Below are 13,116 nucleotides of genomic sequence, written 5' to 3'. Positions count from 1 at the left end.
GCGTAGCCCGGATGGAGCGAAGCGCAATCCGGGACTACTTTTGAACTGCACCCCTGATGTGAGACACGATAATCAGGGACAGGTGCCAACCGCCTGGTGCGGCTGGGCGGGTTGATGGGTTAGGGCCGCGACGCGGGGCTGCTGCGCAGCAGCCCCGCGTCGCGGTAGGTTTGCTTCGAACTCGGCCGGCGGCCGGTAGGCCAGGGCCGAGTGCAGCCGTTGACGATTGTACACGTCTTCGATGAAGGCGCCGATCGCATTTCTGGCATGCTGCGCATCGCGGTAGGTCTGACCGTTGACCTCCTCCTGTTTGAGGGTCTTCATGAAGCTCTCCGCCCTGGCGTTGTCATAGGGATTGCCGACCCGGCTCATGCTGGGAGCAATGTCGCGCTGCTGGAGCAGTTCGGTGTAGTTGCCGCAGGCGTATTGGATCCCGCGGTCGGAGTGGTGGATCAGGCTGCCGGGCGTCGGTTGGCGCGCCGCCAGCGCCATCGAGAGCGCGGCAACCGCCAGACGAGCTTCCAGATGCGTCTCCAGGGCCCAGCCGACCACGCGCCGGCTGAAGGCATCGAGCACGATGGCGAGATAGGCGAACTCCTCCCGCAGACGAATGTAAGTGATGTCCGCCACCCAGAGCTGGTCGAGGCCATCAGGCACCATGCCGCGGGCCAGGTTCGGGACCACCCGCCACGGATGGCGCGAGTCCGTCGTAACCGGCACGAACGGCCGCTGCCGCAAACACAGCAGATTATCCTCGCGCATCAGGCGCAGCACGCGTTTGTGGTTCACCGCAAAGCCCTCGCGGCGCAACTGCGCGGCGATCCGCCGATAGCCGTAATGCCTGTAAGAAAGCGCCAGCCGCTGGATCGCGTCCCGCACGCCAACCTCTTCGGCACGTGGCGCGGAAGCCGCCCAGTGCCGGTAATAGCCGGCCCGGCTGACACCAGCCAACCGGCACATCCGTTCGATCGTCAGTTCGCCTTGCTGCGAGGGGACCGTCATCGCTTGGATGACCGCGTAGACCCCGTCACGCCAGGCTCGCTGCTCGGCCGGCGTGCTTCCTTGACCCGCCGCAAGGCTTGCCGAAAAAAATCCAGTTCAATCTGCTGCTGGCCGATCTTGCGCTCAAGTTCCGCAATCCGCTCCGGCGCACCAGGGTCAGCAGCCGCGACTTCGCGCGCCCGCACCCTCACTCTCGGCGCAACGGCATCGCTCTTGCGCGGCCGACCGATCGGTCGCAGGGCTTCCGCCCCGCCCGCACGAAACAGATCGCGCCACGCGTACAGATCCTTGCGCAGCACCTTCAGCTCTTGCGAAAGCGCCCTGATGCGCTCCCCCGCCAGAATGCGGCGGACTGCCTCGAGCTTGAACTCGCGGCTGAAAACACGGGGTGATTTGTTGGGCATCCGTTCTCCGTTAGAGAACTGTCCCTAATTTCCCGTGTCTCACTTTTGGGGTGCACTCCACTTTTGCCGTGGACGGTCTGTCCCGGATTTCGCTTCGCTCCATCCGGGCTACGAATTTTCTCCGTGCGGGCGCTTGGCGATCAGTGGCCGACGACGACTTCGCTGATCTGAATCACCGGCTGCTGGTCGGTGTAATTCGGAATGTCGCCCAAGATCTCCTGGGCGTGCTTGCCCATGCCGGCCGCGAAGGCCTCGACCGAGTCACAGAAGATGTGGCACATGCCGACATAGGTGGCGGGTTGGCCCGGTGCGCCGCCGGCGATGCCTTTGTCGACGGTGTAGTATTTGCAGGCGTCGCCCAACCGCGCCTTCACCAGGGGCATGTGCTTGTCGCGGTAATAATCGTGATCAAAGCGTGCGCCTGGATTGTTCGGATACATCACACTGACCTTGATCATGGCGCGCACTCTCCCTGTTGATATGACATGCGCCGGTCTTGTCCCGGCGCTTGCCTCAACTGTGCGTCAGATTGCCGGAGGGCGCAACCGTTCCGGCAGTGCTCGCGCAGACGTCAGATCGCCTTGCTCCAGTCCGGCTGGATCTGCCCGGACACGCCCTCGAACGCGCCGTCGACCAGTTCCATGACAAGCAGACGACTGTAGTCGACCGGGCCGGGCATCGTCATCCGCCCCTTCGCCACCGGTTTGAAGCCGACCCGCGAATAATATGGCTCGTCGCCGACCAGCACGATCAGCCGATGGCCCTTGGCGCGGGCGTCATTGATTGCACGTTCGAGCAGCGCGCGGCCGACGCCGCGGCTGCGGAACGGCGGCTCGACCGTCAACGGCCCGAGCATCAGCGCCGGCGTATCGCCGATCGTGATCGGCAGCTGGCGCACCGAGCCGACCAGCAGCGTGCCGATCCGCGCGGTGAAGGAGACGTCGAGCAGATGATCGACATGCTCGCGCAGCCGGTAGGCGCTGAGCACGAAGCGGCCGGGCCCGAAGGTGCGCTCGTGCAGGCGCTCGATCGCCTGGGCGTCTTTCGGGGTCTCGGGCAGGATGGTCAGGGACAATTCGGTCATTGTGGGGCGCGGGATAGCATCTGGCGCGGGCGCGGTCCATCACCGCCATGTCGCCGCGGGCTGCCTGCCCTCGAGCACCTCCGCGATCCGCAGCCGCGTCCCGGGGGTGGTCTCATCAGGCAGATCGGCCGGATCGAAGAAGCCGCACGCCACGATCTCGCGATTCGGATCCGGCAGCCGGTCCTGCCGGTAGTTCCTGACGACATAGACCGCGACATGATCGCGCGGCGAGACGTGGCTGTTGTGGAAGATACCGTGCAGCACCGGCTCGCCGGCGAGCTCGATCCGCCCCTCCTCCTCCAGCTCGCGCCGCAGCGACTCGATAAAACTTTCGCCAACCTCGACCCCGCCGCCGGGCAGGTACCAGCCATGGACATAGCTGTGCTTGACCAGGAACACCTTGTTGTCGGCGTCGAGCACCACCGCGCGGACCCCGAGCGTCATGCTGCGGACCAGCCGCCAGTAGAAGTGAAACACCCATCTGATCTGCGGCTCGAAGCGCTTGCGTAAATCCAGCAGGATCGTCACTGAACCCCCGATATCATGGTGTTTGATCCTGGCTTTGATCCTTGCGCGCCCGCGCAGCTCTTGCCAATACAGGACAGCACGTTCGGGATAGCACGACATGACCGGCTGCCGGCCACTTTTCGCGGACAATCCGAAGGGAATTGCCTGATGGCGGCGTTCCGCCTCGCGCATCTGTCGGACCCGCATCTGCCGCCGCTGCCGGCGGCACGGCTGCGCGACCTCGCCGGCAAGCGTGCCTTCGGCTATCTGAACTGGACGCGCAACCGTCACAAATTTCACCGCCGCGACGTGCTCGACGCGCTGGTGTCGGACATGCAGGCGCAACAGCCGGACCATGTCGCCGTTACCGGCGATCTCGTCAACCTGGCGCTGGATGCCGAGTTCAATCCGGCCCGGCAATGGCTGGAGGGGGTAGGCCCGCCTGCCGACGTCACCGTGGTCCCCGGCAATCACGATGCCTATGTGCGCGCGACCCGGCATCGCTTCGTCAGCCATTTCGGCGACTATCTGCGCGGCGATGCCGATGGCGCGGCGAGCCATTTTCCGTTCCTGCGCCGCCGCGGCCCGGTGGCGCTGATCGGCGTCTCCTCGGCGGTGCCGACGCCGCCGCTGATGGCGACCGGCTGGCTCGGCCATGCGCAACTCGGCGCGCTGGACACGATCCTCGCGCAGCTGTCGCGGGAGAACTCCTTCCGCGTGCTGCTGGTGCATCACCCGCTGCACTCCGACGGGCGCGCCAAGCGGCTGACCGACTCGCATCAGCTGCTCGCGCTGCTCAAGCGGCATGGCGTCGAGCTGGTGCTGCATGGCCATGACCACATCCATTCGACGATGTGGTTCGACGGCCCCGAGCGGAAGATCCCGGCAATCGGCGTGCCGTCGGCATCGGCGCTGGCGCGCAAGCACTATCCGGCGGCGGCCTATAATCTGTTCTCGATCGAGCGCGACGGCAACGCCTGGCGCTGCGAGCAGACCGTGCGTGGCCTCGGCGATCACGACGGCATTCGCGAATTGAAGCAAACGCGGCTGTCCTAATCTCCGCCCCCGCCGCCGCCACAACCACCGCCGCAGCCGCCTCCGCTGTCGCCGCCACCTCCACCGTCGCCGCCGCCTCCATCACCGCCGCCGTGGCCGCCGTCATCGCCGCCACTTCCGTCGCTGCCGGCATCGCCGAAGCCTGCCGACGATCCATCGATCGACGAGTCCGAGAAGTCGCCGCCGCAATAGGGGCTGCTGCCGCCGATGCCGCTGCGGCGCAGCGCCCCGCAGTCGGTGTGATAGATGAAGCCGTTCGTGATGTTCAGCTTGGCGTCGAGCGCGAACAACAGCGGCAGCCGCGTCGGCCTGACGGGATCGATGTTCTCGTATTTGCAGCAGTACCACCACACCCGCCGCAGCCCCTCATTGCTCCTGCGCTGCTCCTTCACCAGCACGACGGCCGGCCTGTGATGCAGGAAGCCACCGAAGGCGCGGCGGCAGAACGCGTCGTATTCGCGGGTGTAGAGGATGAATTCGTGCCAGAGGTCGTCGGCGGCTTGCGAGGGCATCGAGACGAAACGCTTGCCGCTCATCAGATAGGCGAGGAAGAACTGCCGCAAGCCGCGCGAGACCAGCGCGCTGTCCTTGCGGGTGAAGCCGGGATGATGCTTTTCGAGCCGGGCCAGCAGGCCCTGTGGCCAGTTGAAGGTGCGGATATATTCGGCGCGCCGCAGCGTCTGCCATTTGCCGAACAGCACGGCGCTGCCGATCACCGCGGCCGCCGCCAGGACGCCGAAAAATGCCGAGGCGGGTGTTACGACCACGATGCCCCCCCGCCGTCAGCGGCTAAAGCGCGATTGAATCGTCATCGCGCTTTAGCTCCCTTTTTGCGCATGATCTCCGCGCAAACGCGTTCCGCGTTTTTCGCGAGGGAAAACCGCTTCGCGCTTTTCCGGATCATGTTTCAGAAATTCTGCAAGCTCGCCAGCAGCGCGAGGCCGAACAGCGCCAGCGCGCCCATCACGAAGCCTAACACGAAGACGCCGACCCGGCCGCGGCGCTTCGGCGGTGCCGCCACCGGGGCGGGCGGCGGTGCCGGCGGCTCGGCGACCGGAAGCGGCGTTGCCACCATCGCATGCTCGCGCTCGATCAGGCGCCGCGCCACATAGTCGGTGACGGCATCGACGATCACGGCGACGTCGTGCGATTCGGCGAGCACGATGCGGCCGAACCTCGTGTCCTGCACGAAGCGGTAGATCCGCTTGTCGCGGCCCATCAGCACGTGGGCGACCACATCGATCCACAGCCGCGGTGTCTCGCCCTGACTGATGCCGCGGTCGAACAGGTCGACCTTCTCGGGCACCTGCGCAAACAACGGATCGAGCGCATCGTTGAGGATCTCGAGCCGCGCCACCTCGGCGTCGCGCAACTCGACGACGACGCCGGTGCGGTCGGCAGCCTCGATCCGCGCCCGCCGCAGCGCCTCTCGCAGCGTCGGCCGCATCTCGCGCGCCTCGCTGCCGGTGTTCTGCGGATCGGACATGCCTCGCGGGGCCTCGTGGTAACGGGTTTCCTACCCATTAACCTATCAGCAACCATGACGTCCGCAAAGGACGTTGGTTCCCAAGCACTTAGGCTGCCACTTATCCCCAGATCAAAAACCCCTCGCATTGTCCCAAAGCGGTCGACCCCACCCGGATGAACCGGATGGGGCCGCCGTCCTTGGACGTTTTCTTAGCTTTGAGAATCTTGGCTTTGAAAATCCCGGCCGTTACGCCGAAACCCGCGACGGCTCCTCGACGATCGAGAAGCGCACGCCGGCCTTGTGGCGGCTCTCTTCGGAGACTTCCTTCCAGCACTCTTCGGCTTCCTTGCGGGTCTTGAACGGACCGCGGACCTGGGCGGAGCCTTCGACGAGCTTGTGGAAGTTCATCGACCCGAACTCGCCGCCGATCACCCAGAAATTGCTGCCCTTGCTCATCGTCAGTCTCCTTTGAAAAACCGTGCTGCCTTTGCTCAGCCGCCTGAAACTTGATCCTCGCTGCCTGTTCGCCGGTTCGACATTCTTGACAGAGCATTGCGAAGTGCGTGTCAGGAGATAAACGCGAAAAGGCGAAGTTCGTACAGATGCCTTGTTTTTTATTGGTGATGTCATGTAACATCTGAACTTGTAATAAATGTCGATTTGTAAATTTTGTCGCAACATAGGTCAGAAAGCCTGCCATGTCTGGCGAGTCCGGAAAGAAGCTGTTCGTCGGTCCGCGGTTCCGGCGGATCCGCCAGCAATTGGGGCTGTCGCAGACCCAGATCGCCGAGGGGCTCGGCATCTCGCCCTCCTACATCAACCTGATCGAGCGCAACCAGCGCCCGGTGACGGCGCAGATCCTGCTGCGGCTGGCCGAGACCTACGACCTCGATCTGCGCGACCTCGCCACCGCCGACGAAGACCGCTTCTTCGCGGAACTCAACGAGATCTTCTCCGATCCCCTGTTCCGCCAGATCGACCTGCCGAAGCAGGAACTGCGCGACCTCGCCGAGCTCTGCCCCGGCGTGACGCACGCGCTGCAGCGGCTCTACGCCGCCTACACCGAGGCGCGCCGCGGCGAGACACTGGTGGCGGCGCAGATGGCCGACCGCGAGGGCTCGCAGTTCGACGCCAACCCGATCGAGCGGGTGCGCGACCTGATCGAGGCCAACCGCAACTATTTTCCGGAACTCGAGACCGCGGCGGAAAATCTGCGCGACGAGCTCAACGTGCCGACCGAGGGCCTGTTCACCGCGCTCGCCACGCGCTTGCGCGAAAAACATTCGATCGTCTGCCGCGTGATGCCGGTCGACGTGATGCCGGTCGACGTGATGCGCGAGACACTGCGCCGTTTCGACCGGCATCGCCGCCAGCTCCTGATCTCCGAGCTGGTCGACAGTTCCGGCCGCAGCTTTCAGCTCGCGCTGCAGATCGGCTTTGTCGAATGCGGCGCGGCGATCGACGCCATCGTCAGCCGCGCCGGCACGCTCGACGACACCGCGCGCAGGCTCTACCGCATCACGCTCGCCAACTACTTCGCGGCCGCCGCGATGATGCCCTACCAGCCGTTTCATTCCGCGGCCGAAGCGTTGAGCTACGACGTCCACGTGCTGGCGCAGCGCTTCAACGCCGGCTTCGAACAGGTCTGCCACCGCCTCACCACGCTGCAACGGCCGAACGCCCGCGGCGTGCCGTTCTTCCTGCTGCGCGTCGACAATGCCGGCAACGTGTCGAAGCGGTTTTCCTCCGGCACCTTCCCGTTCTCCAAGTTCGGCGGCACCTGCCCGCTCTGGAACGTGCATTCGACCTTCGACATGCCCGACCGCCTGCTCAGCCAGGTGATCGAGCTTCCCGACGGCACGCGCTACTTCTCGATCGCGCAGATGGTGCGCCGGCCGGTGGCGCCCTATCCGCAGCCGCAGCCGCGCTTTGCGATCGGGCTCGGCTGCGAAATCCGGCATGCAGCAAAGCTCGTCTATGCGACCGGCATGGATCTGGAAAAGGTCGAGGGCACTCCGATCGGCGTCAACTGCCGGCTCTGCGAACGCGAGAACTGCAGCCAGCGCGCCGAGCCGCCGATCACGCGCACGCTGATCCTGGATGAAACGACCCGGCGGGTGTCGTCCTTCGCGTTCTCGAACGCACGGGAATTGTAGTCTCGTTTTCTCATCTTCCCCTGGAGGGCCCTCCAGGGGAGGGTCAAGAGTCAATCCACCGGCGCAAAGGCCTTGCACCAGCCGTCCTTGCTGATCGAGCCCTCGACCACCTTGCAGCCGTCGGGCGCGACGAACAGCGTGCACAGGCCGCAGGAGTAGATGCCGTTCGGCGTGTCCTGATAGTCGGCCTGCGGTTTTGTCATTTTGTCGGAGGCTGCGGCACCTCGCAGCAGAAGCGTCGCGGGAAGTCCCGCGATGGCAACACCGATGACGGCGCGCCGCGAACGTCCTGATCGTTGTTTGGCCATGGTGTTCACCCCATGCGTCGTCCCGGCCAGGTGTGCAGTTGCGCACGGGGCCGAGACTCATACTCCGCGGCAGACATTGTAGACGGGATCCTTCGTTGTCGTCCTGGCGAAAGCCAGGACCCATAACCACCGCATTTCATTGTGAATGAGATTGTGGCCCTAGCGTCGCGCAGCAATGCGCATTCGTGGTAATGGGTCCCGGCCTTCGCCGGGACGACGCTGAGTATGTGTTGTCGCTTGTGAGTCAAACATCCGCAGTCTCGCGACATCATCTGCCCGAGCTTTGCTCTTCGTTCGGCGGCTCTGAAATCAGACGGCGCAGCGAAAGCCGGGTGCCGATCGCACCCATGGGCTCCAAGCAATGGAGATAAGCTCGGGGGCAGACCACAGCTGTAACCGGAAACGCTCAGGGCTTTCGCAGATTGAGCGAGGAAGCGCAGGTTGAGTGGGTGCCACATTTCGGGCGGCGGCGCTTCGCCGGCGACCCGCCTACACGATTGTTCTGGCTGGCAAATATGTCCGTCGCGCCAATGTCGGCGACAGTCCTCTTTCGTCTTGGCATATTTTATGATATCAAAAAATATCAGCAATTATGCTGGACGCATCGGGGAGTTGCTCCCATGACCATGCAAGATCATGCCACTTCGAGCCCGTCCACGATCAGGGTCAGGGTCGACGACCGCCCGGCCATCCTCGTCGGCAGCGGCTATGTCGCACTTCTGCTCGCGCTGATCTTCCTCGCGCTCACCTGCTGGATCACCTATGGCGCGTTCACACGCAACGCCTATGGCGATCTCCATGCCTCGACCTGGTCGCTGCTCGGCGCGCTGCTGTGCCTCGTCATCGCGATCCTGTTCGGCTCGTCGATCTATTCGTTGCAGCCGAACGAGAGCGCGGTGCTGACGCTGTTCGGCGCCTATGCCGGCACGGATTCGGCGCCCGGATTGCGCGCGACCGTGCCGTTCTTCAAGATCGCGAAAGTATCGCAGCGGGTCCGCTACCATGAATGCGGCAAGCTGAAGGTCAACGATCTGATCGGCAACCCGATCGAGATCGGCGCCGTGGTAGTCTGGCGCGTCGACAACAGCGCCAAGGCGATCTTCCAGATCGACGATTATGCGGACTTCGTCGGCGCGCAGACTGAATCGGCGCTGCGCCACATCGCCGGCCGCCATCCCTATGATTTCGACGAAGCGGTCGCGCATGCGAGCCCCGATGAAGCGGTCAGCCATGCCCAGGTGGCGGCGCGCACGCTGTCGCTGCGCGAGAGCGGCGACCAGGTCACCAACGAGTTGATCGTCGAGCTCAAGGAGCGCCTTGCGGTGGCCGGCGTGACCATCGACGAGGCCTGGATCAACCATCTCGCCTACGCGCCGGAGATCGCCCCGGTGATGCTGCGCCGCCAGCAGGCGAGCGCGGTGATCGCGGCGCGCAAGCTCGTCGTGTCCGGCGCGGTCGACATCGTCAAGGAAGCGCTCGACAAGCTGAAGGAGCAGACCGACATCGACCTCGATCCCGAACGCAAGGCGGCCATGGTGTCGAACCTGCTGGTCGTGCTGGTCTCCGACAAGGACGCGACGCCGGTCGTCAACACCGGGACGCTGTATGCCTAAGCGCGGACGTCCCAAGGGGCCGGACAAGGAGCCGATCCTGCTGCGGCTCGGCAGTCCGCTGCTGGACATCCTCGATCGCCTGGCCGCCGCGGAATTCCGCTCGCGCCAGGGCCAGATCGAAAAGCTGCTGCACGAGGCGCTGGTCCGGCGCGGCGCCTGGCCGCCGAAGGCGAACACGGACGAGCAGTCATCGGACTCCAACTGATACGCTCGTGGCCAGGACGCCGGCGTGCCGTCAGACATCGTCGCAGGTCGGCTGCGCGCCGCAGCGAGGGGACGGACATCATGCGACAGCACAACCGGCCGGGGCTATGCGAGCCAGCATGCGCGCGCGACATCCGCCTGAGCTATGCCCATCCGTTGAACGCGCCCCGGATCTGTGGCGCGCAACGGCCCCCGCCTCCGCGCGGGGCGCTGCGAAGCGCCGCCGCGCGAGAGTGACATCGGCCATCAGGTCGATCTACGCCGTGTTTGGTTCGTAGCCGTCAGCTACCCGGCGGCGAGTAGGCTGCCTTGAGCTTGCTTGCGTGCTGACGCACCACCTTGATCTCGTCCGGCGTGAACAACCGGATCAGCTTCACATTCTGCATGGCGCCGGCCGCCACCACCACGCCGCTGATGGCGGGTGCGACGGTCGGATCCGGCACGTCGAAGATCACCATCACGCCGGGACCATCGACTGATGTGCTGTACATCGAAATCAATTTTCCTCCGCCCGCCTCGATCAGCTTCTTGGCGGCCTCGTATCGATTGGTCGCCGGGTTCTCCATGATGTTGTTGAGAGAGCGCGGCGTATATTCACCCGAGAAGCAGAAATGCATGGCAATCGCTCCAGTTGGCTGGGAATGAAAACAACATTCACCCGGGCATGGACCCAGGCAGAAGACAATTACGTCATGAAATGAGGAAGAAGAGGCCTGCCGATGGCCAGTCGCGCTGCCGCTCATTCTCCGGAATTCGGCGTGACCGGTGGCAGCTCGCCGCGCAATCTACATCAAACATCGTGCAAATGAAATCGCATTCCTGCGCCACGAATAGATCGATCCATGATCAACGCGGCGCTGAGGGGCAGCGTGCCTGACCTGACGCACGAGCGAGCAAGCCCCGCTGTCCCGAGTCCCCCGCCAAGAACGAGAAGCGTGGGATGGGTGGAGCGCAGCGATGTCAATCATTCACGCGACAGGCGATCGATGGGCATCGCCTCGCTCCACCCATCCTGCGAGCGGTCAAGCGCCGCATGGCGTCTGCCGGTCGTTGTGGCCGGCTCAGCGCCTTGCAAACAAGGCCGATCTGCCGCAGTGTCCGGCGCCTGCCATCAAGAACAAGCGAAAGAACAAACATGAAGCATCGCGCGCTCGGCCGCTCCGGCCTCACCGTTCCTCCCCTTTGCTTCGGCTGCAACGTGTTCGGCTGGACGGTCGACGAGGCCTCGTCGTTTCGCCTGCTAGACACCGCGCTCGATCAGGGGCTGACGTTCCTGGATACGGCCGACGTCTATTCGCGCTGGGTGCCGGGCCACAGCGGCGGCGAGTCCGAGACGATCCTCGGCAAATGGATGAAGGCGCGCGGCAACCGCAACTGCATCATCCTCGCCACCAAGGTCGGCATGGACATGGGCAATGGCAATGTCGGGCTGAAGCCGGACTACATCGCCCGCGCCGTCGAGGACTCGCTGCGGCGGCTGCAGACCGATCACATCGATCTCTACCAGTCGCACAAGGATGATGAGACGACCCCTCAGGAAGAGACGCTCGCGGCCTATGACAGGCTGATCAAGGCCGGCAAGGTCAGGGCGATCGGCGCCTCGAACTTTTCGCCTGAGCGGCTCCAGAGTGCGCTCGATATTGCCAAGGCGAACGGGCTGCCCCGTTACGAGAGCATGCAGCCCGAATACAGCCTGGCGGAGCGAGCGAGCTACGAAGGCGCGCTGCAACGGGTCTGCGAGGAGAACGACGTCGGCGTAATCACGTTCTTCTCGCTCGCCGCCGGCTTCCTGACCGGCAAATATCGCTCGGAAAGCGACTTCGCCAAGAGCCCGCGCGGGACGCGCAGCATTCCGAAATACATGAACCCGCGCGGCATGCGCATCCTGGCCGGTCTCGACGAGGTTGCAGCCGAGACCCGCACCGAGCCTGCCGCTGTGGCGCTGGCCTGGCTGATGGCAAAGCCCTCCATCACCGCGCCGATCGCCAGCGCGACCAAGCCCGAGCAGCTCACGACCCTTGTCGCGGCAACGAAGCTCGAGCTGACCAAGGCGCAGGTCGAACGGCTGGACGCCGCGAGCGCGTAGCTCGGCTTACAACTCCGGGCGTCTTCGCGGCCATCCTTCGAGACGCCCGCCTTAGGCGGGCTCCTCCAGCGACAAAGGCGGAGCCTTTGCGCGGGGATGAGGCCTTGTTTTGCGGCACAATTCTAGACCCTCATGGTGAGGAGCGCCGCTTGCGGCGCGTCTCGAACCACGAGGCCCAGCTCCCGCGCAGCCGCCGAGGGCGCGAGATGCAATAGCCCCGCCGCGCGCGGGGCGCATTCAAGCGAAGCCCGCGCTCAATTCATTCCGCCCTATCCCCACGGTCCGCGCTGGCCCGACGATCCGCCCCACGGGCTGCGCGGCGGATAGGTCGCACCGGCCGGGCGCGGCGCGGTCTGGGTGCCGAGCTCGGCGGCGAGCTGCTGGAGCGCGGCGATGCGGTTCGCGGTCGAGGGGTGGGTGGCGAACAGATTGTCGACGCCGTGGCCCGACAGCGGATTGATGATGAACATGTGCGCAGTAGCCGGATTGCGCTCCGCTTCCATGTTCGGCACCTGATGCGCCGAATTCTCGATCTTGGCGAGCGCGGAGGCCAGCCACATCGGCTGGCCGACGATGCGCGCGCCATAATTGTCGGCGGCGTATTCGCGGGTGCGGCTGATCGCCATCTGCACCAGCATCGCGCCGAGCGGCGCCAGGATCATCATCGCGATCGAGCCTATGATGCCGGGGCCGTTGTTGTTGCGGTTGCCGCCGAAGAACATGCCGAACTGCGCCAGCATCGAGATCGCACCGGCGATCGTCGCCGTGATCGTCATGGTCAGCGTGTCGTGATGCTTGATATGCGCAAGCTCGTGCGCGATCACGCCGGCGAGCTCCTCGCGGCTGAGCTGCTGCATCAATCCTACCGTGACGGCGACCGCCGCGTTCTCCGGATTGCGCCCTGTCGCGAACGCATTGGGCTGGGCCTCGTCCATCACGAACACGCGCGGCATCGGGAGCGCCGCGCGCTGCGCGAGGTCGGCGACGAGATTGTAAAGGTCCGGCGCCGAGCGCGCGTCGACCTGATGGGCGCCGTACATCGACAGCACCATGCGATCGGAATTCCAGTAGGTGAACAGGTTTGTCGCAGCCGCAACGATCAGCGCGATCACGGCGCCGGTCCCGCCGCCGATCAGATAGCCGACGCCCATGAACAGCGCGGTGAGGCCGGCAAGCAGGAGCGCGGTACGAAAATAGTTCATCGTGGTTCCCTGGCGGCAGGCGGAAT

16 protein-coding genes are annotated in these 13,116 nt (G+C 64.8%); 5 read left to right on the top strand and 11 right to left on the bottom strand.

Annotated elements, in window-relative coordinates; genetic code table 11:
- Positions 1 to 72: 72 nt before the first annotated feature.
- The 5 genes from ACVILL_RS23170 to ACVILL_RS23150 all read right to left on the bottom strand — a co-directional run bounded on the left by ACVILL_RS23170 (position 73) and on the right by ACVILL_RS23150 (position 3,018).
- A complete protein-coding gene (locus ACVILL_RS23170) occupies positions 73 to 1,002 on the bottom strand; it encodes an IS3 family transposase (protein ID WP_456731050.1) in 930 nt (309 codons plus the stop codon).
- The gene (locus ACVILL_RS23165) at positions 999 to 1,406 is read right to left on the bottom strand and encodes a transposase (RefSeq protein ID WP_456731051.1); all 408 of its coding nucleotides are present in this window, start codon (positions 1,404 to 1,406) and stop codon (positions 999 to 1,001) included. The genes ACVILL_RS23170 and ACVILL_RS23165 overlap by 4 nt, the downstream gene beginning before the upstream one ends.
- Positions 1,407 to 1,546: 140 nt before the next feature.
- A complete protein-coding gene (locus tag ACVILL_RS23160) occupies positions 1,547 to 1,864 on the bottom strand; it encodes an EthD family reductase (RefSeq protein WP_038386021.1) in 318 nt (105 codons plus the stop codon).
- A gap of 113 nt (positions 1,865 to 1,977) precedes the next feature.
- Positions 1,978 to 2,490: a GNAT family N-acetyltransferase gene (locus ACVILL_RS23155; RefSeq protein ID WP_456731155.1), complete on the bottom strand. Its 513-nt coding sequence runs from the start codon at positions 2,488 to 2,490 to the stop codon at positions 1,978 to 1,980.
- 39 nt (positions 2,491 to 2,529) lie between these two features.
- Positions 2,530 to 3,018, bottom strand: coding sequence for an NUDIX domain-containing protein (locus ACVILL_RS23150; RefSeq protein ID WP_456731154.1), 489 nt, complete (start codon positions 3,016 to 3,018; stop codon positions 2,530 to 2,532).
- 147 nt (positions 3,019 to 3,165) lie between these two features.
- Between ACVILL_RS23150 and ACVILL_RS23145 the strand changes: the two genes are divergently transcribed.
- On the top strand, positions 3,166 to 4,053 hold the full coding sequence (locus ACVILL_RS23145; RefSeq protein WP_456731153.1) for a metallophosphoesterase family protein: 888 nt from the start codon (positions 3,166 to 3,168) through the stop codon (positions 4,051 to 4,053).
- Here the strand turns inward: ACVILL_RS23145 and ACVILL_RS23140 are convergent.
- The 3 genes from ACVILL_RS23140 to ACVILL_RS23130 all read right to left on the bottom strand — a co-directional run bounded on the left by ACVILL_RS23140 (position 4,050) and on the right by ACVILL_RS23130 (position 5,977).
- Positions 4,050 to 4,820: a glycine-rich domain-containing protein gene (locus tag ACVILL_RS23140; protein WP_456731152.1), complete on the bottom strand. Its 771-nt coding sequence runs from the start codon at positions 4,818 to 4,820 to the stop codon at positions 4,050 to 4,052. The two genes, ACVILL_RS23145 and ACVILL_RS23140, sit on opposite strands and share 4 nt — an antisense overlap.
- Before the next feature lie 140 nt (positions 4,821 to 4,960).
- Positions 4,961 to 5,539, bottom strand: coding sequence for a hypothetical protein (locus tag ACVILL_RS23135; protein ID WP_456731151.1), 579 nt, complete (start codon positions 5,537 to 5,539; stop codon positions 4,961 to 4,963).
- 228 nt (positions 5,540 to 5,767) lie between these two features.
- Entirely contained in the window at positions 5,768 to 5,977 is a 210-nt protein-coding gene (locus ACVILL_RS23130; RefSeq protein WP_016839740.1) for a DUF4170 domain-containing protein, read from the bottom strand.
- A gap of 242 nt (positions 5,978 to 6,219) precedes the next feature.
- On the opposite strand from ACVILL_RS23130, the gene ACVILL_RS23125 reads away from it, so the two are divergent.
- Positions 6,220 to 7,677 (top strand): helix-turn-helix domain-containing protein, encoded by a 1,458-nt coding sequence (locus tag ACVILL_RS23125; RefSeq protein ID WP_456731150.1) that lies wholly within the window; start codon positions 6,220 to 6,222, stop codon positions 7,675 to 7,677.
- Positions 7,678 to 7,727: 50 nt separating this feature from the next.
- On the opposite strand, the gene ACVILL_RS23120 is transcribed toward ACVILL_RS23125, so the two are convergent.
- Positions 7,728 to 7,985 (bottom strand): high-potential iron-sulfur protein, encoded by a 258-nt coding sequence (locus ACVILL_RS23120; RefSeq protein ID WP_456731149.1) that lies wholly within the window; start codon positions 7,983 to 7,985, stop codon positions 7,728 to 7,730.
- A 620-nt stretch (positions 7,986 to 8,605) separates the two neighbouring features.
- Here ACVILL_RS23120 and ACVILL_RS23115 point away from each other — a divergent pair.
- On the top strand, positions 8,606 to 9,598 hold the full coding sequence (locus tag ACVILL_RS23115) for an SPFH domain-containing protein (protein WP_456731148.1): 993 nt from the start codon (positions 8,606 to 8,608) through the stop codon (positions 9,596 to 9,598).
- The gene (locus ACVILL_RS23110) at positions 9,591 to 9,803 is read left to right on the top strand and encodes a hypothetical protein (RefSeq protein WP_456731147.1); all 213 of its coding nucleotides are present in this window, start codon (positions 9,591 to 9,593) and stop codon (positions 9,801 to 9,803) included. Before ACVILL_RS23115 ends, ACVILL_RS23110 begins: the two co-directional genes overlap by 8 nt.
- 280 nt (positions 9,804 to 10,083) lie before the next feature.
- Here the strand turns inward: ACVILL_RS23110 and ACVILL_RS23105 are convergent, their stop codons facing one another.
- Positions 10,084 to 10,419, bottom strand: coding sequence for a GYD domain-containing protein (locus ACVILL_RS23105; protein WP_456731146.1), 336 nt, complete (start codon positions 10,417 to 10,419; stop codon positions 10,084 to 10,086).
- A 518-nt stretch (positions 10,420 to 10,937) separates the two neighbouring features.
- Between ACVILL_RS23105 and ACVILL_RS23100 the strand changes: the two genes are divergently transcribed.
- Positions 10,938 to 11,888, top strand: a complete 951-nt coding sequence (locus ACVILL_RS23100; protein ID WP_456731145.1) for an aldo/keto reductase — start codon at positions 10,938 to 10,940, stop codon at positions 11,886 to 11,888.
- A gap of 269 nt (positions 11,889 to 12,157) precedes the next feature.
- Here the strand turns inward: ACVILL_RS23100 and htpX are convergent, their stop codons facing one another.
- The gene (gene htpX / locus ACVILL_RS23095) at positions 12,158 to 13,090 is read right to left on the bottom strand and encodes a zinc metalloprotease HtpX (RefSeq protein ID WP_456731144.1); all 933 of its coding nucleotides are present in this window, start codon (positions 13,088 to 13,090) and stop codon (positions 12,158 to 12,160) included.
- Positions 13,091 to 13,116: the final 26 nt, after the last annotated feature.

The organism is Bradyrhizobium sp. USDA 3364 (genome assembly GCF_054056355.1).
Note: the sequence above shows the minus strand (reverse complement) of the source record. Positions and strands in the feature narration are given on the sequence as shown.